The 22077-nt window shown below is 68.2% G+C and carries 24 protein-coding genes; all 24 read right to left on the bottom strand.

The genetic code is table 11. The annotated features are described in order from the left end of the window. Window positions 1-7 precede the first annotated feature (7 nt). Window positions 8-406: a 30S ribosomal protein S8 gene (gene rpsH / locus ACFT5B_RS10920; RefSeq protein ID WP_386798065.1), complete on the bottom strand. Its 399-nt coding sequence runs from the start codon at window positions 404-406 to the stop codon at window positions 8-10. 89 nt (window positions 407-495) lie between these two features. Continuing rightward, entirely contained in the window at window positions 496-681 is a 186-nt protein-coding gene (locus ACFT5B_RS10925; protein ID WP_036953276.1) for a type Z 30S ribosomal protein S14, read from the bottom strand. Window position 682: 1 nt separating this feature from the next. Beyond that, window positions 683-1261: a 50S ribosomal protein L5 gene (gene rplE, locus ACFT5B_RS10930; protein WP_386798067.1), complete on the bottom strand. Its 579-nt coding sequence runs from the start codon at window positions 1259-1261 to the stop codon at window positions 683-685. Then, complete coding sequence (gene rplX / locus ACFT5B_RS10935; protein ID WP_386798069.1) at window positions 1261-1602, bottom strand: 50S ribosomal protein L24; 342 nt, start codon at window positions 1600-1602, stop codon at window positions 1261-1263. The genes rplE and rplX overlap by 1 nt, the downstream gene beginning before the upstream one ends. Before the next feature lie 2 nt (window positions 1603-1604). Then, complete coding sequence (gene rplN / locus ACFT5B_RS10940) at window positions 1605-1973, bottom strand: 50S ribosomal protein L14 (protein ID WP_236090548.1); 369 nt, start codon at window positions 1971-1973, stop codon at window positions 1605-1607. A 148-nt stretch (window positions 1974-2121) separates the two neighbouring features. Beyond that, window positions 2122-2415: a 30S ribosomal protein S17 gene (gene rpsQ, locus ACFT5B_RS10945; RefSeq protein ID WP_386798072.1), complete on the bottom strand. Its 294-nt coding sequence runs from the start codon at window positions 2413-2415 to the stop codon at window positions 2122-2124. A gap of 11 nt (window positions 2416-2426) precedes the next feature. After that, window positions 2427-2666, bottom strand: a complete 240-nt coding sequence (gene rpmC, locus ACFT5B_RS10950; protein WP_036953284.1) for a 50S ribosomal protein L29 — start codon at window positions 2664-2666, stop codon at window positions 2427-2429. Then, window positions 2666-3085 carry a 50S ribosomal protein L16 gene (rplP, locus tag ACFT5B_RS10955; protein ID WP_386798075.1) on the bottom strand — a complete coding sequence of 140 codons (420 nt, stop codon included), beginning with the start codon at window positions 3083-3085 and terminating at the stop codon, window positions 2666-2668. Before rplP ends, rpmC begins: the two co-directional genes overlap by 1 nt. 3 nt (window positions 3086-3088) lie before the next feature. Further along, complete coding sequence (rpsC, locus tag ACFT5B_RS10960) at window positions 3089-3928, bottom strand: 30S ribosomal protein S3 (protein ID WP_386798077.1); 840 nt, start codon at window positions 3926-3928, stop codon at window positions 3089-3091. Next, on the bottom strand, window positions 3928-4299 hold the full coding sequence (rplV, locus tag ACFT5B_RS10965; RefSeq protein WP_036953287.1) for a 50S ribosomal protein L22: 372 nt from the start codon (window positions 4297-4299) through the stop codon (window positions 3928-3930). Before rplV ends, rpsC begins: the two co-directional genes overlap by 1 nt. 88 nt (window positions 4300-4387) lie before the next feature. Beyond that, the gene (gene rpsS, locus ACFT5B_RS10970) at window positions 4388-4669 is read right to left on the bottom strand and encodes a 30S ribosomal protein S19 (RefSeq protein WP_036953289.1); all 282 of its coding nucleotides are present in this window, start codon (window positions 4667-4669) and stop codon (window positions 4388-4390) included. Between the two features lie 14 nt (window positions 4670-4683). Next, complete coding sequence (gene rplB / locus ACFT5B_RS10975) at window positions 4684-5520, bottom strand: 50S ribosomal protein L2 (RefSeq protein ID WP_036953291.1); 837 nt, start codon at window positions 5518-5520, stop codon at window positions 4684-4686. 32 nt (window positions 5521-5552) lie between these two features. Then, on the bottom strand, window positions 5553-5843 hold the full coding sequence (gene rplW, locus ACFT5B_RS10980; protein WP_386798081.1) for a 50S ribosomal protein L23: 291 nt from the start codon (window positions 5841-5843) through the stop codon (window positions 5553-5555). Next, window positions 5840-6541 (bottom strand): 50S ribosomal protein L4, encoded by a 702-nt coding sequence (gene rplD / locus ACFT5B_RS10985; RefSeq protein WP_386798082.1) that lies wholly within the window; start codon window positions 6539-6541, stop codon window positions 5840-5842. Before rplD ends, rplW begins: the two co-directional genes overlap by 4 nt. A 5-nt stretch (window positions 6542-6546) precedes the next feature. Continuing rightward, window positions 6547-7218, bottom strand: a complete 672-nt coding sequence (gene rplC, locus ACFT5B_RS10990; protein ID WP_386798084.1) for a 50S ribosomal protein L3 — start codon at window positions 7216-7218, stop codon at window positions 6547-6549. A gap of 19 nt (window positions 7219-7237) precedes the next feature. After that, window positions 7238-7546 (bottom strand): 30S ribosomal protein S10, encoded by a 309-nt coding sequence (gene rpsJ / locus ACFT5B_RS10995; RefSeq protein ID WP_019146773.1) that lies wholly within the window; start codon window positions 7544-7546, stop codon window positions 7238-7240. Window positions 7547-8014: 468 nt separating this feature from the next. Then, complete coding sequence (tuf, locus tag ACFT5B_RS11000; RefSeq protein ID WP_386798087.1) at window positions 8015-9211, bottom strand: elongation factor Tu; 1197 nt, start codon at window positions 9209-9211, stop codon at window positions 8015-8017. 88 nt (window positions 9212-9299) lie between these two features. Further along, a complete protein-coding gene (gene fusA / locus ACFT5B_RS11005) occupies window positions 9300-11417 on the bottom strand; it encodes an elongation factor G (RefSeq protein ID WP_386798089.1) in 2118 nt (705 codons plus the stop codon). Window positions 11418-11522: 105 nt separating this feature from the next. After that, window positions 11523-11993 carry a 30S ribosomal protein S7 gene (rpsG, locus tag ACFT5B_RS11010; RefSeq protein WP_386798091.1) on the bottom strand — a complete coding sequence of 157 codons (471 nt, stop codon included), beginning with the start codon at window positions 11991-11993 and terminating at the stop codon, window positions 11523-11525. Further along, window positions 11993-12367: a 30S ribosomal protein S12 gene (rpsL, locus tag ACFT5B_RS11015; RefSeq protein ID WP_036953306.1), complete on the bottom strand. Its 375-nt coding sequence runs from the start codon at window positions 12365-12367 to the stop codon at window positions 11993-11995. Before rpsL ends, rpsG begins: the two co-directional genes overlap by 1 nt. 468 nt (window positions 12368-12835) lie before the next feature. Further along, complete coding sequence (locus tag ACFT5B_RS11020; RefSeq protein WP_386798093.1) at window positions 12836-16705, bottom strand: DNA-directed RNA polymerase subunit beta'; 3870 nt, start codon at window positions 16703-16705, stop codon at window positions 12836-12838. Window positions 16706-16838: 133 nt separating this feature from the next. Continuing rightward, window positions 16839-20348: a DNA-directed RNA polymerase subunit beta gene (gene rpoB, locus ACFT5B_RS11025; RefSeq protein ID WP_386798095.1), complete on the bottom strand. Its 3510-nt coding sequence runs from the start codon at window positions 20346-20348 to the stop codon at window positions 16839-16841. 493 nt (window positions 20349-20841) lie between these two features. Beyond that, window positions 20842-21231, bottom strand: coding sequence for a 50S ribosomal protein L7/L12 (gene rplL / locus ACFT5B_RS11030; protein WP_386798097.1), 390 nt, complete (start codon window positions 21229-21231; stop codon window positions 20842-20844). Window positions 21232-21332: 101 nt separating this feature from the next. Further along, window positions 21333-21863 (bottom strand): 50S ribosomal protein L10, encoded by a 531-nt coding sequence (rplJ, locus tag ACFT5B_RS11035; RefSeq protein ID WP_284291864.1) that lies wholly within the window; start codon window positions 21861-21863, stop codon window positions 21333-21335. Window positions 21864-22077: the final 214 nt, after the last annotated feature.

Here is a 22077-nt window from a genome sequence, read left to right on the forward strand (position 1 = left end):
CTTTCCGTTACCAGACGAAGGCGAGGACTTCTCCGCCCACGCCCTTCGACTGAGCCTGACGGTCCGTCAGGAGGCCGGACGACGTGGACAGGATCGCCACGCCGAGGCCGCCGAGGACCTTGGGCAGGTTGGTGGACTTGGCGTACACGCGCAGGCCGGGCTTCGAGACGCGGCGGACGCCCGACAGGGCGCGCTCGCGGTTCGGGCTGTACTTGAGCGTGATGGTCAGGTTCTTGCCCACGGGAGCGTCCTCGACGCTCCAGCCGGTGATGTAGCCCTCGGCCTGAAGGATCTCAGCGATGTGAGACTTCAGCTTCGAGAACGGCATGGTCACCGTGTCGTGGTGTGCCGAGTTCGCGTTCCGCAGACGCGTGAGCATGTCTGCGATCGGGTCGGTCATGGTCATTGGGCTTCAGCCCTTCCTCGTCGGGGTATCCGCCACGGTCGTGCGGGACGTGCGTCCCGCCGGTTCCGTACGGACCTACGACGTAGTCGTTACCAGCTGCTCTTGGTGACGCCGGGGAGCTCGCCACGGTGCGCCATCTCGCGAAGGCACACGCGGCAGAGCCCGAACTTGCGGTACACGGAGTGCGGACGACCGCACCGCTGGCACCGGGTGTAGGCACGGACCGCGAACTTGGGCTTCGCGGCGGCCTTGTTGATCAGGGCCTTCTTCGCCATGTCAGTTCTCCTTGAACGGGAAGCCGAGACGGCGCAGCAGGGACCGACCCTCGGCATCCGTCGTCGCGGTCGTCACGATCGTGATGTCCATGCCACGGACGCGGTCGATCTTGTCCTGGTCGATCTCGTGGAACATGGACTGCTCCGTGAGGCCGAACGTGTAGTTCCCGTGGCCGTCGAACTGCTTGTCCGACAGGCCGCGGAAGTCGCGGATGCGCGGCAGCGCGAGCGACAGCAGGCGGTCGAGGAACTCCCACATCCGGTCGCCGCGCAGCGTGGTGTGCGCGCCGATCGGCATGCCCTCGCGCAGCTTGAACTGCGCGATGGACTTGCGAGCGCGCGTGACCTGCGGCTTCTGGCCCGTGATCAGGGCCAGGTCGCGGATCGCGCCCTCGATGAGCTTGGAGTCCTTCGCGGCGTCGCCCACGCCCATGTTCACGACGACCTTGGTCACGCGAGCGACCTGGTTGACGTTCTCGTGGTCGAACTCCTCGCGCAGGCCGGCGATGATCTCGCTGCGGTAGCGCTCCTTGAGGCGCGGGACGGTCGTCACCGGGGCCTCGGTGGTCTCAGTCGTCATCAGATGTCCTTACCGGAGCGCTTGGCGACACGCACGCGAACCGTGCGCTTGCGGCCGTCACGCTCGACCTCTTCGGTGCGGTACCCGACGCGGGTGCCCTTCTTCGTCTCCGGGTCGACGACCATCACGTTGGACACGTGGATCGGCGCCTCGACGGTCTCCAGGCCACCCGTGCGCGTACCGCGGTCGTTCTGGCCGACCTTGGTGTGCTTGGTGACACGCTGGACACCCTCGACGATGACGCGGTCGGAGTCCTTGAGGACCTCCAGGACGCGGCCCGTCTTGCCCTTGTCGCGACCGGCGATCACGAGGACCTGGTCGCCCTTCTTGAGCTTCGCCATGGTCAGAGCACCTCCGGCGCCAGCGAGATGATCTTCATGAACCGCTTGTCACGGAGCTCACGGCCCACAGGGCCGAAGATGCGCGTGCCACGGGGCTCGCCGTCGTTCTTGAGGATCACGGCGGCGTTCTCGTCGAACTTGATGTAGGACCCGTCGGGACGACGGCGCTCCTTGACGGTGCGGACGACGACGGCCTTGACCACGTCGCCCTTCTTGACGTTGCCGCCCGGGATCGCGTCCTTGACGGTGGCGACGATGACGTCGCCGATTCCGGCGTAGCGACGGCCGGAACCGCCGAGAACACGGATGCAGAGGATCTCCTTGGCACCCGTGTTGTCGGCGACCCGAAGTCGCGACTCCTGCTGGATCATGTCAGTGAACTCCTGTTGTCGAGCCGGTTCTCGCCTCGCGGCGAGCCTTGCCGAACGGATAGTTGTCTGTGGTGCCGGCGGGCCGGCCGTGCTCGCGCACGGCCGGCCTGCGCCGGCGGCGTCCCGCCTGCGAGAGGCGGGTCAGCGACTACTTGGCCTTCTCGAGGATCTCGACCACGCGCCACCGCTTGGTGGCGGACAGCGGCCGGGTCTCCATGATCAGGACGAGGTCACCGACGCCGGCAGAGTTCTGCTCGTCGTGGGCCTTGACCTTGCTCGTGCGGCGCATGACCTTGCCGTAGAGGGGGTGCTTGACCCGGTCCTCGACGGCGATCACGACGGTCTTGTCCATCTTGTCGCTGACGACGTAGCCGCGGCGCGTCTTGCGGTGAGCGCGGTGCTCCTCGCTCACGGTCTCGTCGGTCTTGGTGTTCTCGCTCATCTCAGCCTCACTCACTCGCTCGCGCTCGGGGCCGTGCGGATGCCGAGCTCGCGCTCACGCAGGATCGTGTAGATCCGCGCGATGTCGCGGCGGACCGCCTTGAGCCGACCCGTCGAGTCGAGCTGCCCGGTCGCCGACTGGAAGCGAAGGTTGAACAGCTCTTCCTTGGCCTTCTTCAGCTCGGCGACGAGCTTCTCGTCGTCGAACGTGTCGAGCTCGCTCGTCGCGAGCTCCTTGGTACCGATAGCCATCAGCTAGCACCACCCTCGCGCACCACGAAACGGCACTTCATCGGGAGCTTGTGGATCGCACGGCGCATGGCCTCACGAGCCAGCTCCTCGTCGACACCGGCCAGCTCGAAGACGATGCGTCCGGGCTTGACGTTGGCGACCCACCACTCGGGGGAACCCTTACCGGAACCCATGCGGGTCTCCGCCGGCTTCTTGGTCAGCGGACGGTCGGGGTAGATGTTGATCCAGACCTTGCCACCACGCTTGATGTGGCGGGTCATGGCGATACGAGCAGCCTCGATCTGACGGTTGGTGACGTAGGCGGGCTCGAGAGCCTGGATGCCGTAGTCGCCGAACGAGATCGTCGTGCCACCCTTGGCAGCGCCGGAGCGCTTCGGGTGGTGCTGCTTGCGGTGCTTGAGCCTGCGGGGGATCAGCATGACTCAGGCCTCCGTTCCGGACTCGGGGGCCGACTCCGTCGCCTCGGCGGGAGCCGAGGAGGCGGCGGGGGCCTCAGCCGCAGCCGGCGCGCCGGCGGCGGGACGGTCGTTACGACGGCCGCCGCGCGGACGGTCGCCACGCTCGCCGCGGCCACCACGGGCCGGACGGCCGGCGGAGGACGCCTGCTGCGCGGCGAACTCCTTCTCGGTCATGTCGCCCTTGTAGATCCAGACCTTCACGCCGATGCGGCCGAAGGTCGTGCGGGCCTCGAAGAAGCCGTAGTCGATGTTCGCGCGGAGCGTGTGCAGCGGCACACGACCCTCGCGGTAGAACTCCGACCGGCTCATCTCGGCGCCGCCCAGACGACCCGAGCACTGCACGCGGATGCCCTTCGCGCCGGCGCGCTGCGCGGACTGCATGCCCTTGCGCATCGCACGACGGAAGGAGACACGGCTCGCGAGCTGCTCGGCGATGCCCTGCGCGACGAGCTGGGCGTCGATCTCGGGGTTCTTCACCTCGAGGATGTTGAGCTGGACCTGCTTGCCCGTGAGCTTCTCGAGCTCGCCGCGCAGGCGGTCGGCCTCGGCGCCGCGGCGGCCGATGACGATGCCCGGACGCGCCGTGTGGATGTCCACGCGGACGCGGTCACGCGTGCGCTCGATCTCGACCTTGGCGATGCCGGCGCGCTCGAGACCCGTGCTCATGAGCTTCCGGATCTTGACGTCCTCCTGGACGTAGTCGCGGTACCGCTGGCCGGGCTTCGTGCTGTCGGCGAACCAGCGCGACCGGTGGTCGGTGGTGATGCCGAGTCGGTACCCCAGCGGGTGAACCTTCTGTCCCACTATCGGGCCCTTCCCTTCTCGTCGTCACGCGGAGCCACGACCACGGTGATGTGGCTGGTCCGCTTGAGGATCTGGCTCGCACGACCCTGCGCCCGCGGGCGGAACCGCTTGAGCGTCGGCCCCTCGTCGACGAACGCGGCGGTCACGACGAGCTGCTGCTCGTCGAACGCCTGGCTCGCGCGGTCGGCCTTCACCCGGGCGTTCGCGATCGCGGACTCCACGACCTTGCGGACCGGCTCGCTCGCGGCCTGCGGCGCGAACTTGAGCACCGCCACGGCCTCGGAGGCCTGCTTGCCACGGATGAGGTCCACGACGCGCCGGGCCTTCTGGGGCGTGACACGGACGAACCGCGCCTGCGCCTTGGCTTCCATTGCTGTCCTACCTTCTTGTCTCTCGACGACCGTCAGGTCCGTCGCTGCGCTGTCGCTGCGTCGTCGGGCTGTGCCCGGCGAGCTGCGCTCAGCGGCGACGTCCCTTCTTGTCGTCCTTCACGTGGCCGCGGAACGTGCGCGTGGGCGCGAACTCGCCGAGCTTGTGGCCGACCATCGCCTCGGTGACGAACACCGGGGTGTGCTTGCGACCGTCGTGCACGGCAAACGTGTGGCCGAGGAAGTCGGGCGTGATGACCGACCGACGGGACCACGTCTTGATGACGTTCTTGGTCCCCTTCTCGTTCTGCACGTCCACCTTCTTCTGAAGGTGGTCGTCGACGAAGGGGCCCTTCTTCAGGCTACGAGGCATCTGTCAGGCTCCTATCAGCGCTTCTTGCCGGTGCGGCGACGGCGGACGATCAGCTTGTCGCTCGGCTTGTTCGGGCGGCGGGTACGGCCTTCCGGCTGGCCCCACGGGCTCACCGGGTGACGTCCACCGGACGTCTTGCCCTCACCACCACCGTGCGGGTGGTCGACCGGGTTCATGGCGACACCACGGACGGTCGGGCGCTTGCCCTTCCACCGCATGCGGCCGGCCTTGCCCCAGTTGATGTTCGACTGCTCGGCGTTGCCGACCTCGCCGACCGTGGCGCGGCAGCGCAGGTCGACGTTGCGGATCTCGCCGGACGGCATACGCAGCTGGGCGTAGGGGCCGTCCTTCGCGACGAGCTGGACGCTGGTCCCGGCCGAGCGCGCGATCTTCGCACCGCCACCGGGCCGCAGCTCGATCGCGTGGATGACCGTACCGGTCGGGATGTTGCGCAGCGGCAGGTTGTTGCCGGGCTTGATGTCCGCGCCCGCACCGTTCTCGATGCGGTCGCCCTGACGCAGCTTGTTCGGCGCGATGATGTAGCGCTTCTCGCCGTCCGCGTAGTGCAGGAGCGCGATGCGCGCGGTGCGGTTGGGGTCGTACTCGATGTGTGCGACCGTGGCCGGCACGCCGTCCTTGTCATGGCGACGGAAGTCGATGACACGGTACTGGCGCTTGTGGCCACCGCCCTTGTGGCGCGTCGTGATGCGACCGGAGCTGTTGCGGCCGCCGCTCTTGGAGAGCGGGCGGACGAGCGACTTCTCGGGCGTCGAACGCGTGATCTCGGCGAAGTCGGCGACGCTCGAGCCACGACGGCCCGGCGTTGTCGGCTTGTACTTACGGATTCCCATCGGGGTCTGTCCTCACTTGCCTCTCGTCCGGCTCAGCCGAAGATGTCGATCGTGCCCTCGCGGAGGGTGACGATCGCGCGCTTCGTGTCCTTGCGCTTGCCGATGCCGAACCGCGTGCGACGGGTCTTGCCCTTGCGGTTGATGGTGTTGACCGACGCGACCTTGACCGAGAAGACCTTCTCGATGGCGATCTTGATCTCGGTCTTGTTGGCTCGCGGGTCCACGAGGAACGTGTACTTGCCCTCGTCCAGGAGCCCGTAGCTCTTCTCGGAGACGACCGGCGCGATCAGGATGTCGCGCGGGTCCTTCTGCACGGTGGTCACTTCTCGGTCTCCTCAGCGTTGTCCGCGGCCTCGGAGCCCGACGCGACGGCCTTCACCGAGCGACCCGTGGCCGGGCCCGCGAGGAACGCCTCGAGCGCACCCTGGGTGAACACCACGTCGTCCGAGATCAGGACGTCGTACGTGTTGAGCTGATCGGCCGGGAGCAGGTGGACCTGCTCCGCGTTCCGCAGCGACTTGACCGCGAGGTCGTCGCCGCGCTCGTGCACGACGAGGACGTGGCGGCGGGACGACACGGTCGCGAGCACCGCGACGGCGGCGCGGGTCGACGGGGCGTCCTCGATGCCGAAGCCGGTCACGACGTGGACGCGGCCCGCACGGGCGCGGTCGGACAGTGCACCGCGCAGCGCGGCGGACTTCATCTTCTTGGGCGTCCGCTGGCTGTAGTCGCGCGGGGTCGGGCCGTGAACGACGCCACCCCCGGCGAACTGCGGCGCACGGGTCGAGCCCTGACGGGCGCGGCCGGTGCCCTTCTGCTTGTACGGCTTGCGGCCACCACCCGAGACCTCGCCACGAGACTTCGTGTCGTGGGTGCCCTGGCGCGCCGCAGCGAGCTGCGCGACGACGACCTGGTGGATCAGCGGGATGTTGGTCTGGACGTCGAACACCTCGGCAGGGAGGTCGGCGGTGCCGGCCTTCTTGCCCTGCGGGTCCAGGACGTCGACGGTGAGCGTGGCCATGACGGTCAGGCCTCCTTCACGGCGCTCTTGGCCGCGGTGCGGACGAGGACGACGCCGCCCTTGGGGCCGGGCACGGCACCCTTGACGAGCAGCAGGCCCTTCTCGGCGTCGACCTTGTAGACGGTCAGGTTCTGGGTGGTCTGGCGGGCGTGGCCCATGCGACCAGCCATGCGCAGGCCCTTGAAGACGCGCGACGGGGTCGAGGCCCCACCGATCGAGCCGGGCTTGCGGTGGTTACGGTGCGAACCGTGCGAGGCGCTGACGCCCTTGAAGCCGTGACGCTTCATGACGCCGGCGGTGCCCTTGCCCTTCGTGGTGCCCACGACGTCGACCAGCTGGCCGGCGTCGAACACCTCGGCGGTGAGCTCCTGGCCGAGCTCGTACTCGGCGGCGTCCGGCGTCCGGACCTCGGCGACGTGACGGCGCGGCGTGACGCCGGCCTTCTCGAAGTGGCCCTTGAGGGGCTGCGTCACCTTGCGCGGGTCGATCTGGCCGAAGGCGAGCTGGACGGCGGAGTAGCCGTCAGCGTCCTGCGTCCGGACCTGCGTCACGACGTTCGCCCCGACCTGGACGACGGTCACGGGCACGAGGCGCCCGTTCTCGTCCCAGGTCTGGGTCATGCCGAGCTTGGTGCCGAGGACGGCCTTGACGGCGCGCTCGTTCTGCTGGGTAGTCATTGTCGTCTCCTCCCCAGCCTCAGAGCTTGATCTCGATGTTCACGTCCGCAGGCAGGTCGAGACGCATGAGCGAGTCGACGGCCTTCGGCGTGGGGTCGATGATGTCGATGAGCCGCTTGTGCGTGCGCATCTCGAAGTGCTCGCGGCTGTCCTTGTACTTGTGAGGCGACCGGATCACGACGAACACGTTCTTCTCGGTCGGCAGCGGCACCGGACCCACGACCGTCGCACCAGCGCGGGTCACCGTGTCGACGATCTTGCGCGCCGAACTGTCGATGACCTCGTGGTCGTAGGACTTGAGCCGGATGCGGATCTTCTGTCCCGCCATGGCGTCGTCTGACTCTCTCTCTCGAACCGCTATGTCTGTCCGACCCCCGCGCTCGGGCGTGTCGCTTTGTGCGACGCGCCTCGGCGCATACCACCCGGGTACCGGGGCCGTGGTTTGCGGGAGCCACGCTCCCCCGGGCTCAGGCCCAGGGCTGCGACGACGTCCCTCAACGTGCGCTCGCCTGCTCGAAACATGTGTTCCACGGGGCTCGATCTGCATCGTCCAGCAGAGTCGACGCCCGGCCGGCCCCGAAGGACCTGGCACCGCGGTTCAACACACTGTTCGATACATGAAGGAGCGCACCTGTAACAGGCAACTTGACTAGTCTGCCATACGGACCGCCGTCGACGCCAATCCGCGTCGCGAGAGTCCGTCGGCGCACGAGGGCCCCGACACCCTGACGGGTGCCGGGGCCCTCGTGGAACCACCGGGTGCGCGGGACGAGCCCGCACGGCGGGTCAGGTCAGATCACTTGATGATCTTCGTGACACGGCCCGAGCCCACGGTGCGGCCACCCTCACGGATGGCGAAGCCGAGGCCCTCCTCCATGGCGATCGGCTGGATCAGCTCGACCGTCATCTCGGTGTTGTCGCCGGGCATGACCATCTCGGTGCCCTCGGGCAGCGTGATGACGCCGGTGACGTCCGTGGTCCGGAAGTAGAACTGCGGACGGTAGTTCGAGTAGAACGGGTTGTGACGGCCGCCCTCGTCCTTGCCCAGGATGTAGACCTGAGCCTCGAAGTTCGTGTGCGGGGTGATCGAACCCGGCTTCACGACGACCTGGCCGCGCTCGACGTCCTCGCGCTTGATGCCGCGGAGCAGGAGGCCGGTGTTGTCGCCGGCCTGCGCCTCGTCCATCTGCTTGTGGAACGTCTCGATACCGGTGACCGTCGTCTTCTGCGGGGTGCGGATACCGACGATCTCGACCTCGGAGTTGATGGCGAGCGTGCCACGCTCGACCTTGCCGGTGACGACGGTGCCACGACCGGTGATCGTGAAGACGTCCTCGATCGGCATGAGGAAGGGCTTGTCGAGCTCGCGGACGGGCTCGGGGACGTTCTCGTCCACGGCCTCCATGAGCTCGAGCACCTTGGCGGTCCACTCGGGGTCGCCCTCGAGCGCCTTCAGGCCGGAGACGCGCACGACCGGCGCGTCGTCGCCGTCGAAGCCCTGCGAGGAGAGGAGCTCACGGACCTCCATCTCGACGAGCTCGAGGATCTCCTCGTCGTCGACCATGTCGGACTTGTTGAGCGCCACGAGCAGGTAGGGAACGCCGACCTGGCGGGCGAGCAGGACGTGCTCACGCGTCTGGGCCATCGGGCCGTCGGTCGCGGCGACCACCAGGATCGCGCCGTCCATCTGGGCGGCACCGGTGATCATGTTCTTGATGTAGTCGGCGTGACCCGGGGCGTCGACGTGCGCGTAGTGGCGCGCCGGCGTCTCGTACTCGATGTGCGCGATGTTGATCGTGATACCGCGCTGCTTCTCCTCGGGAGCCGCGTCGATCTCGTCGAAGTTGCGCTGCACGTTCGCCGGCAGGTCCGGGTACGTGTCCGCGAGCGTCTTCGAGATGGCCGCCGTCAGCGTGGTCTTGCCGTGGTCGACGTGACCGATCGTGCCGATGTTGACGTGCGGCTTGGTCCGCTCGAACTTGGCCTTAGCCACTGGGGTCCTCCTGGGACTCGGGGTAGGTGCGCCGGAGCGCGTCGCTACAGGTTGATGTGGTGATTCTAGGTGGTCGACCTGTGGGGACTCACTCGCCCCGGGTCTTCTTGATGATCTCGTCCGCGACGTTCCGAGGAACCTCGGCGTAGCTGTCGAACTGCATCGAGTACACCGCGCGGCCCTGCGTCTTGGAACGCAGGTCGCCGATGTAGCCGAACATCTCCGACAGCGGCACCTGGGCACGGACGACCTTGACGCCGGTGGCGTCCTCCATCGACTGGATCATGCCTCGACGGGAGTTGATGTCGCCGATGACGTCGCCCATGTACTCCTCGGGCGTGCGCACCTCGACGGCCATGATCGGCTCGAGCAGAGCCGGGTCCGCCCGCTTGACGCCCTCCTTGAGGACCATCGAGCCGGCGATCTTGAACGCCATCTCGGACGAGTCGACCTCGTGGTAGGCGCCGTCGAGCAGCGTGGCCTTGACGCCCACGAGCGGGAAGCCCGCGAGGACACCCTGCTGCAGCGCGGACTGGATGCCGGCGTCGACGGAGGGGATGTACTCGCGCGGGATGCGACCACCGGTCACGGCGTTGTTGAACTCGTAGAGCTCGCCCTCGGCCGTGTCGAGCGGCTCGAAGGTCACCTGGACCTTGGCGAACTGACCCGAACCACCGGTCTGCTTCTTGTGCGTGTAGTCGACCTTCTCCACCGTGCGGCGGATGGTCTCGCGGTACGCGACCTGCGGCTTGCCGACGTTCGCCTCGACCTTGAACTCGCGACGCATGCGGTCGACGAGGATGTCGAGGTGGAGCTCGCCCATGCCGCCGATGACGGTCTGGCCGGTCTCGTCGTCCAGGCGGACGCGGAACGTCGGGTCCTCCTCGGCGAGCTTCTGGATCGCCGTGGAGAGCTTCTCCTGGTCGGCCTTCGTCTTCGGCTCGATGGCCACGTCGATGACCGGCTCGGGGAACGTCATCGACTCGAGGATGACCTGCGCGTTCGGGTCGGACAGGGTGTCACCGGTGGTGACGTCCTTGAGACCGATGAACGCGTAGATGTGACCCGCGGTCGCCTCGTCGACAGGGTTCTCCTTGTTGGCGTGCATCTGGAAGATCTTCCCGATGCGCTCCTTCTTGCCCTTGGTCGAGTTCACGACCTGGGCGCCCTGCGACACGTGGCCCGAGTAGACCCGGATGAACGTGAGCTTGCCGAAGAACGGGTGCGCGGCGATCTTGAACGCGAGGGCCGAGAACGGCTCGGTCGCGTCCGCGTGACGCTCGACGACGACCTCGGGGTCCTTGACGTCGTGGCCCTGGATGGCCGGGACGTCGAGGGGCGACGGGAGGTAGTCGACGACGGCGTCGAGCATGGGCTGGACGCCCTTGTTCTTGAACGCCGAGCCGCACAGCACGGGGAACGCCTCGCCGGCGATGGTGAGCTTGCGGATGCCGGCCTTGATCTCGGCGACCGTGAGCTCCTCGCCACCGAGGAACTTCTCGAGCAGCTCGTCGTCGGTCTCGGCGACGGCCTCCAGGAGCTCCGAGCGGTACTGCTCGGCCTTCTCCGCGAGGTCGGCCGGGATCTCCTCGATGTCGTACTTCGCGCCCATCTGGGTCTCGCCGCGCCACACGAGCGCGCGCATCTCGACCAGGTCGACGACGCCGATGAAGTCGTTCTCCGAACCGATCGGGAGCTGGATGACCAGCGGCTTCGCCTTGAGGCGGTTGATGATCGTGTCGACGGTGAAGTAGAAGTCCGCGCCGAGCTTGTCCATCTTGTTGACGAAGCAGATGCGCGGGACCTCGTACTTGTCCGCCTGACGCCACACCGTCTCGGACTGGGGCTCCACGCCCTCCTTGCCGTCGAAGACCGCGACCGCGCCGTCGAGGACGCGCAGCGAGCGCTCGACCTCGACCGTGAAGTCCACGTGACCCGGCGTGTCGATGACGTTGATCTGCGTCTCGTTCGCCTTGCCCTTGTTCCAGAACGCGGTCACAGCAGCAGACGTGATCGTGATGCCACGCTCCTGCTCCTGCTCCATCCAGTCGGTCGTGGACGCGCCGTCGTGCGTCTCGCCGATCTTGTAGTTGACGCCCGTGTAGTACAGGATCCGCTCGGTCGTCGTCGTCTTCCCGGCATCGATGTGGGCCATGATGCCGATGTTGCGGACCTTCTTCAGGTCGGTCAGCACGTCAAGTGCCACGGTGGTGAACCCCTTGTCAGGTGGGAGGGTGGGGCGCCCGGGAAAGGGCAGGAGCGGGGAGCGGCGCCGCCGGCCCCGGGTTCTCCGGGACCGGCAGCGACCGGCTCACCAGCGGTAGTGCGCGAAGGCCTTGTTCGAGTCGGCCATCTTGTGCATGTCCTCGCGGCGCTTGACCGCGGCACCGAGGCCGTTCGAGGCGTCGAGGATCTCGTTCGTCAGACGCTCGGTCATCGTCTTCTCGCGGCGAGCGCGCGAGTAGTCGGTGAGCCAGCGCAGCGCGAGCGTGGTGGCACGCGCAGGACGGACCTCGATCGGCACCTGGTAGGTCGCACCGCCGACGCGGCGGGACTTGACCTCGAGGGCCGGGCGGACGTTGTCGAGCGCGCGCTTGAGCACGACGACGGGGTCCTGGTCGGTCTTCGCCCGGACGCCCTCGAGGGCGCCGTAGACGATGGCCTCGGCGGTCGACTTCTTGCCGTCGCGCAGGACCTTGTTGACGAGCTGGGTGACGATGGGCGACCCGTAGACGGGGTCGACGACGAGCGGCCGCTTGGGGGCCGGACCCTTACGAGGCATCAGGCCTTCTCCTTCTTCGCGCCGTAGCGGCTGCGCGCCTGCTTGCGGTTCTTCACGCCCTGCGTGTCGAGCGCACCGCGCACGATCTTGTAACGGACACCCGGGAGGTCCTTCACACGGCCGCCGCGGACGAGCACGATCGAGTGCTCCTGCAGGTTGTGGCCGACGCCGGGGATGTACGCCGTGACCTCGATGCCCGAGGACAGCTTGACGCGCGCGACCTTGCGGAGCGCGGAGTTCGGCTTCTTCGGGGTGGTGGTGTACACGCGGGTGCACACACCGCGGCGCTGGGGCGAACCCTTGAGCGCGGGCGTCTTGGACTTCGACGCCTTCGATGTCCGCCCCTTGCGGACGAGCTGCTGGATCGTAGGCACTACGTCTCCGTGTCTTCTCGAGCTGCTCGAGGCGGCTGCCTCGACAGTGGTCTGTGTCTGGGGCGCCGGCAGCAAGAGGCGCCAGCAGCACCTCAGGTGCTGCTACAGCCACTTTCCACCGGCCCGATGGTCCGTCCGCGGCGGCCCTGGAGGGCCCGCAGAGCGGTTCGCCCGCGCGCTCACATCAGGCCCAGATCCGAGTGGGCACCGGGCGCCGCCGACGAGGTCGGCGAGGGGATCCGGACGACGCGAGGTCGTCCCGGTCGTCCCGGTGCATCAGAGCAGGCCCGACGGCGCGGGCAACAGTCGTCAAGTCTACGTGGGCGCGCGAGCCCCGTCAAAGAGCGGGAGACCCTACCCGACGGGAGCCGCCGCGCGCGCCGTCGTCCAGAGCCCGGAAGGGGCGCCGGACACGCCCGAGGGGCCCACCGCACGCGGCAGGCCCCTCGGGGTGATGACAGGTCGACGTCAGCGGAAGTCGCCGAAGTCGATGTCGTCGAGCGGGATGGCCTCGCCCGTCCCCATGCCGAGCGGCGAGAAGTCGATCTCGTCGTACCCGAACGTCGGGAAGAGCTCGGCGCGCGCCTGCTCGGTCGGCTCGACGTCCACCTCGCGGTAGCGCGGGAGGCCCGTGCCGGCGGGGATGAGCTTACCGAGGATGACGTTCTCCTTGAGGCCCAGGAGCGGGTCGCGACGACCGCTCATCGACGCCTCCGTGAGGACGCGCGTCGTCTCCTGGAAGGAGGCCGCGGACAGCCACGAGTCGGTCGCGAGCGACGCCTTCGTGATGCCCATGAGCTCCGGACGACCCGAGGCCGGCTGACCGCCCTCGGCGACCGCACGACGGTTCGCGTCCTCGAACCGACCGCGCTCGGCGAGCTCGCCCGGAAGGAGCTGCGACGAACCCGAGTCGAGCACGGTCACGCGACGCAGCATCTGCCGCACGATGACCTCGATGTGCTTGTCGTGGATGTCCACGCCCTGGGAGCGGTAGACCTCCTGCACCTCGTCGACCAGGTGCTTCTGCGTGGCACGCGGGCCGAGGATGCGCAGCACCTTCTTCGGGTCGACGGCGCCCTGGACGAGCTGGGTGCCGACCTCGACGTGGTCGCCGTCGTTCACCAGCAGGCGCGAGCGCTTGCTGACGGCGTAGGCGATCTCCTCGGAGCCGTCGTCGGGCGTGAGCACGATCCGGCGGGTGCGCTCGGTGTCGTCGATCGCGACGCGACCCGAGAACTCCGCGATCGGGCTCTCGCCCTTCGGGGTCCGGGCCTCGAAGAGCTCGGTGACACGCGGCAGACCCTGAGTGATGTCCTCCGCGGAGGCGACACCACCCGTGTGGAACGTACGCATCGTCAGCTGGGTACCCGGCTCACCGATCGACTGCGCCGCGATGATGCCCACGGCCTCGCCGATGTCGACGAGCTTGCCCGTCGCGAGCGAACGGCCGTAGCACTTCGCGCACGTGCCGACGCGCGACTCGCAGGTCAGGACCGAACGGACCTTGACCTCCGTGACGCCGGCCTCGACGAGACGCTCGATGAGCACGTCGCCGACGTCCTCGCCCGCGTGGGCGACGACGTTGCCGTCGGCGTCCTCGACGTCCGAGGCGAGGCTGCGCGCGTACACGCTGGTCTCCACCTTGGGGTGGCGGACCAGGGTGTCGCCGAGCTGCTCGGCCACGGGCAGCGGCAGGCCGCGCTCGGTGCCGCAGTCCTCCTCGCGGATGATGACGTCCTGCGACACGTCGACGAGACGACGCGTGAGGTAGCCGGAGTCCGCGGTACGCAGCGCGGTGTCCGCGAGACCCTTGCGGGCACCGTGGGTCGCGATGAAGTACTCGAGGACGGACAGTCCCTCGCGGTAGTTGGACTTGATCGGGCGCGGGATGATCTCGCCCTTCGGGTTCGCCACGAGACCGCGCATACCGGCGATCTGACGGACCTGCATCCAGTTACCACGCGCGCCCGAGCCGACCATCGTGAAGACCGTGTTGCGCTCCGGGAAGGACTCCCGCATCGCCGTCGCGACCTTGTCGGTGGCCTGCGTCCAGATCTCGATGAGCTCCTGACGGCGCTCGTCGTCCGTGATCAGACCGCGGTCGTACTGCTGCTGGACCTTGAGCGCGCGCTCCTCGTGCTCGGCGAGGATCGCGGGCTTGGCCTCCGGCGTCGCGACGTCGGAGATCGCGATCGTCACGCCCGAACGGGTGGCCCAGCGGAAGCCGGCCTCCTTCAGCGCGTCGAGCGACGCGGCGACGTCCACCTTGGGGTAGCGCTCCGCGAGCTCGTTCACGATCGTCGACAGACGCTTCTTGTCCACGATCTCGTTCACGTACGGGTAGTCGACCGGCAGCGTGTCGTTGAAGATCGCGCGGCCGAGCGTCGTCGTGAACAGGAACGGCTCGCCGGGCACGTAGCCCTCGGGCGCCGTCGCCGGGTCCAGGACGAGGTCCGGGATCCGCAGCTTGACCTCGGCGTTCAGGTCCAGGGTGCCCTGGTCGAACGCCATGATCGCCTCGGCGACCGAGCTGAACGCGCGGCCCTCGCCCTCGGCACCCTGGTGCTCGTTCGTCAGGTGGAACAGACCGATGATCATGTCCTGCGAGGGCATGGTGACCGGTCGGCCGTCCGACGGCTTCAGGATGTTGTTGCTCGAGAGCATGAGGACGCGGGCCTCGGCCTGCGCCTCCGCCGACAGGGGCAGGTGGACCGCCATCTGGTCGCCGTCGAAGTCCGCGTTGAACGCGGCGCACACGAGCGGGTGCAGGTGGATGGCCTTGCCCTCGACGAGCTGCGGCTCGAACGCCTGGATGCCCAGACGGTGCAGCGTGGGAGCACGGTTCAGCAGCACCGGGTGCTCGGTGATGACCTCCTCGAGCACGTCCCACACGACCGGGCGGGCACGCTCGACCATGCGCTTCGCGGACTTGATGTTCTGCGCGTGGTTGAGGTCCACCAGACGCTTCATGACGAACGGCTTGAACAGCTCGAGCGCCATCTGCTTCGGCAGGCCGCACTGGTGCAGCTTGAGCTGCGGGCCGACGACGATGACCGAACGGCCCGAGTAGTCGACGCGCTTGCCGAGCAGGTTCTGGCGGAACCGGCCCTGCTTGCCCTTGAGCATGTCGGAGATCGACTTCAGCGGACGGTTGCCGGGGCCCGTGACCGGGCGACCACGACGGCCGTTGTCGAAGAGCGAGTCCACGGCCTCCTGGAGCATGCGCTTCTCGTTGTTCACGATGATCTCGGGCGCACCGAGGTCGAGCAGACGCTTCAGGCGGTTGTTGCGGTTGATGACGCGGCGGTACAGGTCGTTCAGGTCCGACGTCGCGAACCGGCCACCGTCGAGCTGCACCATCGGGCGCAGGTCCGGCGGGATGACCGGGACGGCGTCGAGCACCATCGCCGTGGGCGAGTTGGTGGTCGTCAGGAACGCGTTCACGACCTTGAGGCGCTTGAGCGCGCGGGTCTTGCGCTGGCCCTTGCCGGTGCGGATGATCTCGCGCAACGCCTCGGCCTCGGCGTCCAGGTCGAAGTTCTCGAGGCGCTTCTGGATCGCCGCGGCGCCCATCGAGCCCTCGAAGTAGCTCCCGTAGCGGTCCTGGAGCTGGCGGTACAGCAGCTCGTCGCCCTCGAGGTCCGCGACCTTGAGGTTCTTGAACCGGTCCCAGACCTGCTCGAGGCGGTCGAGCTCCGCGTCGGAACGCTTACGGATCTGCGCCATCTCGCGCTCGGCCGAGTCGCGGACCTTGCGGCGCGCGTCGGCCTTGGCACCCTCGGCCTCGAGCTCGGCCAGGTCGGCCTCGAGCTTCGTGGCACGCGTGTTGATGTCGTTGTCGCGCCGGTTCTCGATCTCCTTGCGCTCCAGGTCGATCTCGTTCTGGAGGTTCGGGAGGTCTTCCTGGCGACCCTCGGCGTCGACCCACGTGATCATGTAGGCCGCGAAGTAGATGACCTTCTCCAGGTCCTTCGGGGCGAGGTCGAGCAGGTAGCCGAGGCGGCTCGGCACACCCTTGAAGAACCAGATGTGCGTGACGGGCGCGGCGAGCTCGATGTGGCCCATGCGCTCACGGCGGACCTTCGAGCGCGTCACCTCGACGCCGCAGCGCTCGCAGATGATGCCCTTGAAGCGCACGCGCTTGTACTTGCCGCAGTAGCACTCCCAGTCCCGGGTGGGGCCGAAGATCTTCTCGCAGAAGAGGCCGTCCTTCTCGGGCTTGAGGGTGCGGTAGTTGATGGTCTCGGGCTTCTTGACCTCGCCGTGCGACCAGGCACGGATGTCGTCGGCCGTGGCCAGGCCGATGCGCAGCTCGTCGAAGACGTTGACGTCGAGCAAGGTTTCCTACTTCCTTCGTCTCACCGTGGGGCCGTCGCCCCGGTGGTGAACAGTGCAGGGAATGTCTGGAGTAGTGGGGGGCGGCCCGGCCGTGGTGTCCCGCGGGGGACGGCGCACGGCCGGGTCGCGTTCGTCAGATCTCTTCGACGCTGGAGGCGTTCGGGCGACGCGACAGGTCGATCCCGAGCTCCTCCGCGGCGCGGTACACCTCGTCGTCGGACTCGCGCATCTCGACCGTGGTGCCGTCCGAGGAGAGGACCTCCACGTTCAGGCACAGCGACTGCATCTCCTTGAGGAGCACCTTGAAGGACTCCGGGATGCCCGAGTCGGGGATGTTCTCGCCCTTGACGATGGCCTCGTACACCTTCACGCGACCGGGGACGTCGTCCGACTTGATGGTGAGGAGCTCCTGCAGCGTGTACGCCGCGCCGTAAGCCTCGAGCGCCCACACCTCCATCTCGCCGAAACGCTGACCGCCGAACTGCGCCTTACCACCGAGCGGCTGCTGCGTGATCATCGAGTACGGACCCGTCGACCGCGCGTGGATCTTGTCGTCCACCAGGTGGTGCAGCTTGAGGATGTACATGTAGCCGACCGAGACGGGCGCCGGGAACGGCTCGCCGGAGCGGCCGTCGAACAGCTGCGCCTTGCCGTCGCCGCCGACGGTGCGGACACCGTCGCGGTTCGGGAGCGTGGTCGAGAGCAGGCCCGTGAGCGCGTTCTCCTGGAGGCCGTCGAACACCGGGGTCGCGACGGGCGAGTTGGGCGCCGCCTTGGCCGCGACCTCGGGGACGTCGTCCTTCCAGGACAGGTCGTCGCCCTCGGCGAGCGAGATGTCCCAGCCCTGCTTGGCGACCCACCCGAGGTGGGTCTCGAGCACCTGGCCGACGTTCATACGACCGGGCACGCCGAGCGGGTTGAGGATCACGTCGACCGGGGTCCCGTCGGCGAGGAACGGCATGTCCTCGACCGGCAGGATCTTCGAGATGACGCCCTTGTTGCCGTGACGACCGGCGAGCTTGTCGCCGTCCGTGATCTTGCGGCGCTGCGCGATGTACACGCGGACCAGCTGGTTCACGCCGGCGGGCAGCTCGTCGCCGTCCTCGCGGTTGAACTCGCGGACGCCGATCACCGTTCCGGACTCGCCGTGGGGAACCTTGAGCGACGTGTCGCGGACCTCGCGGGCCTTCTCGCCGAAGATCGCGCGGAGCAGGCGCTCCTCCGGGGTGAGCTCGGTCTCGCCCTTGGGCGTGACCTTGCCGACCAGGATGTCGCCGGCCGCGACCTCGGCACCGATGCGGATGATGCCGCGCTCGTCGAGGTCCGCCAGGGCCTCCTCGGAGACGTTCGGGATGTCCCGCGTGATCTCCTCGGGGCCGAGCTTGGTGTCGCGCGCGTCGACCTCGTGCTCCTCGATGTGGATCGAGGACAGGACGTCGTCCTGGACGAGCCGCTGGCTGAGGATGATCGCGTCCTCGTAGTTGTGGCCCTCCCACGACATGAACGCGACGAGCAGGTTGCGGCCGAGCGCGAGCTCGCCCTCGTCCGTCGCCGGGCCGTCACCGAGGACGGAGCCGACCTCGACACGCTGGCCCTCGTCGACGATCACGCGCTGGTTGTAGCTCGTGCCCTGGTTGGAGCGCTGGAACTTCTGGGCGCGGTACGTCGACGTCGTGCCGTCGTCGTTGATGACGGTGACCAGGTCGGCCGACACCTCGGACACGACACCGGGCTTGGTCGCCACGATGACGTCGCCGGCGTCGACAGCCGCACGACGCTCCATGCCGGTGCCCACGAGCGGGAGCTCGGAGCGCACGAGCGGCACGGCCTGGCGCTGCATGTTGGCGCCCATGAGCGCGCGGTTCGCGTCGTCGTGCTCGAGGAACGGGATGAGCGCGGTCGCGACCGACACCATCTGGCGCGGCGAGACGTCCATGTAGTCGACGTTCGTCGCGAGGACGTCGTCCGTCTCCCCGCCCTTGATGCGCACGAGGACGCGGTCGGTGACGAAGTGGCCGTCGGCCGTCAGCGGCGTGTTGGCCTGCGCGATGACGTGGCGGTCCTCGTCGTCGGCGGTCAGGTACTCGACCTCGTCGGTCACGCGACCGTCGACGACACGGCGGTACGGCGTCTCGATGAAGCCGAACGGGTTGATCCGCCCGTACGACGCGAGCGAGCCGATCAGACCGATGTTCGGACCCTCAGGGGTCTCGATCGGGCACATGCGGCCGTAGTGCGACGGGTGGACGTCACGGACCTCCATGCCGGCGCGGTCACGAGACAGACCACCCGGGCCGAGGGCCGACAGACGCCGCTTGTGCGTGAGGCCCGCGAGCGGGTTGTTCTGGTCCATGAACTGCGACAGCTGGCTCGTCCCGAAGAACTCCTTGATGGAGGCCACGACGGGGCGGATGTTGATCAGCGTCTGCGGGGTGATCGCCTCGACGTCCTGCGTCGTCATGCGCTCGCGCACGACGCGCTCCATCCGGGACAGGCCCGTGCGGACCTGGTTCTGGATGAGCTCGCCGACGGCGCGGATACGACGGTTGCCGAAGTGGTCGATGTCGTCCGTCTCGACGCGGACCTCGACGGTCTCGCCGTTGCGGGCGCCCGGGAGGGTCGCGACGTCGGCGTGCAGCGCGGCCAGGTACTTGATGGTCGCGACGACGTCGGCCTGCGACAGCGTGGAGTCGGCCAGCGGGACGTCGACGCCGAGCTTCTTGTTCAGCTTGTAGCGGCCGACCTTGGCGAGGTCGTAGCGCTTCGGGTTGAAGTAGAAGTTCTCGAGCAGGGCGCGGCCGGCCTCGACGGTCGGCGGCTCGCCCGGGCGGATCTTCCGGTACAGGTCGAGGAGCGCCTCGTCCTGCGTGTGGACGTGGTCCTTCTCGAGCGTGTCGAGGATCGACGGGAAGTCGGCGAACTCCTCACGGATCTCCGACTCGGTCATGCCGAGCGCCTTGAGCAGGACCGTGACGGACTGCTTGCGCTTGCGGTCGACGCGCACGCCGACGGCGTCACGCTTGTCGATCTCGAACTCGAGCCACGCACCACGCGACGGGATGACCTTCGCGCTGAAGATGTCGCGGTCGCTCGTCTTGTCGGCGATCCGCTCGAAGTAGACGCCCGGGGAACGGACGAGCTGCGACACGACGACGCGCTCGGTGCCGTTGATGATGAAGGTGCCGCGCTCGCTCATGAGCGGGAAGTCACCCATGAAGACGGTCTGGCTCTTGATCTCACCGGTCGTGTAGTTGACGAACTCGGCGGTCACGAAGAGCGGCGCGGCGTAGGTGAAGTCCTTCTCCTTGCACTCGTCCGCCGTGTACTTCGGCGGCTCGAAGCGGTGGTTGGAGAAGGAGAGGGACATCGTCTGGCCGAAGTCCTCGATCGGCGAGATCTCCTCGAAGATCTCCTCGAGGCCGGAGGTGTCCGGGACGTCCTGACGCCCCGCCTCGGCGGCGGCGGCGACACGCGCCTGCCACTTCTCGTTGCCCAGGAGCCAGTCGAAGCTCTCGGTCTGCAGACCGAGAAGGTCCGGCACGCCGAGGGGCTCGAAGATCTGGGCGAAGGAGATGCGGGGGGAGGCGGTTCGGTTCGCGATGGCGTCGGCGGACGGAGCAGAAGGGGTGCGCGAGGCAGCCAAGAGGGGTCCTTCCCTGCAGATCGAAAGAACGCTGCACCGCCGGGCCGGGTTCGATCACCGCCGCCCCGACCGCAGCGCGACGCGCACGTACGTCGCCGGAAGGTCGAGGGGTATCTGAGATCGGGGGCACAGGACAGCGCAAAGCGTTAGCATACCCTGAACTTGCGCTCGGGTCCAGCCCCCGCCGTCGGGCCACCTTGCCCGACGTATCAACCACGGTGCTCGTCCACGACGACGCCCCACGCACGCACCGTGCCCACTGCCGTCGGCCCAGGTCGCACGTCGCTGTCCTGCTGGTGCGCCAGACCGTCCCGGCCCCGACATCGTGGCACACCCTCCCCCGGTTCGTGAAGTCAGCCACGCTCGTGGGTGCACCGTCGCGCGCGGACCGCACGCTTCCGGGGACACGACGAGGCCCCCACCCGGACGGGTGGGGGCCTCGTGCAGCAGTTCGCGAACCGCCGTCAGTGGAGTCCCGCGGACGGGACCCGGATCACTTGACGGTGACGGTGGCGCCGGCGCCCTCGAGGGCAGCCTTGGCCTTGTCCGCGGCCTCCTTGGTGGCGTTCTCCAGGACGGGCTTCGGGGCGCCGTCGACGAGGTCCTTGGCCTCCTTGAGACCGAGGGACGTGAGGGCGCGCACCTCCTTGATGACCTGGATCTTCTTGTCGCCGGCGGCCTCGAGGATGACGTCGAACTCCGTCTTCTCCTCCTCGGCGGCGGCGTCGCCACCACCGGCGGCGGGGGCGGCGACCGCGACAGCGGCGGGGGCGGCGGCGGTGACCTCGAAGGTCTCCTCGAAGGCCTTCACGAACTCGTTGAGCTCGATGAGGGTCAGGCCCTTGAACTGCTCGATGAGCTCGTCGGTGCTGAGCTTCGCCATGATGGCGTTCCTTTCGTTCAGTGCTCGTCAGCGGCCCGGTGGGGGCCCGCCAGAAGCAAAGGGGGTTGTACGTGCGCTGAGCTGATCCGTGCGAGCACGGGTCAGGCGGCAGCGCCCTCCGATTCCTGCTTCTGACGCAGGGCATCGATGACGCGAGCGGCCTGGGCGGTGTTCGCGGTGAAGACGTAGGCAGCCTGGAAGAGCTTGGCCTTCATCGCGCCGGCCGCCTTGGCCAGCAGGACCTCGCGGGACTCGAGGTCCGCGAGCTTGGTGACCTCGTCGCTCGTCAGGGGGCGCCCGTCGAGGACACCACCCTTGATGACCAGCGCGGGGTTCGCCTTGGCGAAGTCACGCAGACCCTTGGCCGCCTCGACCGGGTCACCGGTCACGAAGGCGATCGCCGACGGGCCGGCGAGGTCGGTGTCGGCGATGTCGACCCCGGCCTCCTTGGCCGCGATGGCGGTCAGCGTGTTCTTCACCACGGCGTAGGTTGCGTTGCCGCTGAGCGACCGACGCAGCGTCTTGAGCTGCGCGACGGTGAGCCCGCGGTACTCGGTCAGCACGGCAGCGTTCGACTCGCGGAACGCGTCCGTGAGCTCTGCAACTGCGGCTGCCTTGTCCGGCCTCGCCATGGCAATCCTTCCGATGGTGGTGCCGCAGCGCGCCGTGCCGAGAACCCCGGGGAAACGAGAAAGAGCCCCGCGCAGGGCGGGGCTCTCAGGAACGTCCGACATCCGTGAGGACACCGTTCATCGAGGCTCGCACCTGCGCCGGCCTCCGCTCGAGAGCGGGACTTCGGTGACACCTTCCCGTCCACCGGCGAACCGGGTTCCGGGCAGGCGTCGA

This window comes from Luteimicrobium sp. NPDC057192 (assembly GCF_042670205.1).
In the GTDB taxonomy this organism is placed as follows: domain Bacteria; phylum Actinomycetota; class Actinomycetes; order Actinomycetales; family Cellulomonadaceae; genus Luteimicrobium.

What these genes read in the sequence shown, in the direction of transcription:
- rpsH (WP_386798065.1), bottom strand. Translation starts at nt 406, where the DNA reads ATGACCATGACCGACCCGATCGCAGACATGCTCACGCGTCTGCGGAAC.
- rplB (WP_036953291.1), bottom strand. Translation starts at nt 5,520, where the DNA reads ATGGGAATCCGTAAGTACAAGCCGACAACGCCGGGCCGTCGTGGCTCG.
- rplN (WP_236090548.1), bottom strand. Translation starts at nt 1,973, where the DNA reads ATGATCCAGCAGGAGTCGCGACTTCGGGTCGCCGACAACACGGGTGCC.
- ACFT5B_RS10925 (WP_036953276.1), bottom strand. Translation starts at nt 681, where the DNA reads ATGGCGAAGAAGGCCCTGATCAACAAGGCCGCCGCGAAGCCCAAGTTC.
- rplP (WP_386798075.1), bottom strand. Translation starts at nt 3,085, where the DNA reads ATGCTGATCCCCCGCAGGCTCAAGCACCGCAAGCAGCACCACCCGAAG.
- rpsQ (WP_386798072.1), bottom strand. Translation starts at nt 2,415, where the DNA reads ATGAGCGAGAACACCAAGACCGACGAGACCGTGAGCGAGGAGCACCGC.
- rplC (WP_386798084.1), bottom strand. Translation starts at nt 7,218, where the DNA reads ATGACTACCCAGCAGAACGAGCGCGCCGTCAAGGCCGTCCTCGGCACC.
- rplL (WP_386798097.1), bottom strand. Translation starts at nt 21,231, where the DNA reads ATGGCGAAGCTCAGCACCGACGAGCTCATCGAGCAGTTCAAGGGCCTG.
- rplE (WP_386798067.1), bottom strand. Translation starts at nt 1,261, where the DNA reads ATGACGACTGAGACCACCGAGGCCCCGGTGACGACCGTCCCGCGCCTC.
- rplJ (WP_284291864.1), bottom strand. Translation starts at nt 21,863, where the DNA reads ATGGCGAGGCCGGACAAGGCAGCCGCAGTTGCAGAGCTCACGGACGCG.
- rpsS (WP_036953289.1), bottom strand. Translation starts at nt 4,669, where the DNA reads ATGCCTCGTAGCCTGAAGAAGGGCCCCTTCGTCGACGACCACCTTCAG.
- rpsG (WP_386798091.1), bottom strand. Translation starts at nt 11,993, where the DNA reads ATGCCTCGTAAGGGTCCGGCCCCCAAGCGGCCGCTCGTCGTCGACCCC.
- rplV (WP_036953287.1), bottom strand. Translation starts at nt 4,299, where the DNA reads ATGGAAGCCAAGGCGCAGGCGCGGTTCGTCCGTGTCACGCCCCAGAAG.
- rplD (WP_386798082.1), bottom strand. Translation starts at nt 6,541, where the DNA reads ATGGCCACGCTCACCGTCGACGTCCTGGACCCGCAGGGCAAGAAGGCC.
- rplX (WP_386798069.1), bottom strand. Translation starts at nt 1,602, where the DNA reads ATGGCGAAGCTCAAGAAGGGCGACCAGGTCCTCGTGATCGCCGGTCGC.
- rpsJ (WP_019146773.1), bottom strand. Translation starts at nt 7,546, where the DNA reads ATGGCGGGACAGAAGATCCGCATCCGGCTCAAGTCCTACGACCACGAG.
- rpmC (WP_036953284.1), bottom strand. Translation starts at nt 2,666, where the DNA reads ATGGCTATCGGTACCAAGGAGCTCGCGACGAGCGAGCTCGACACGTTC.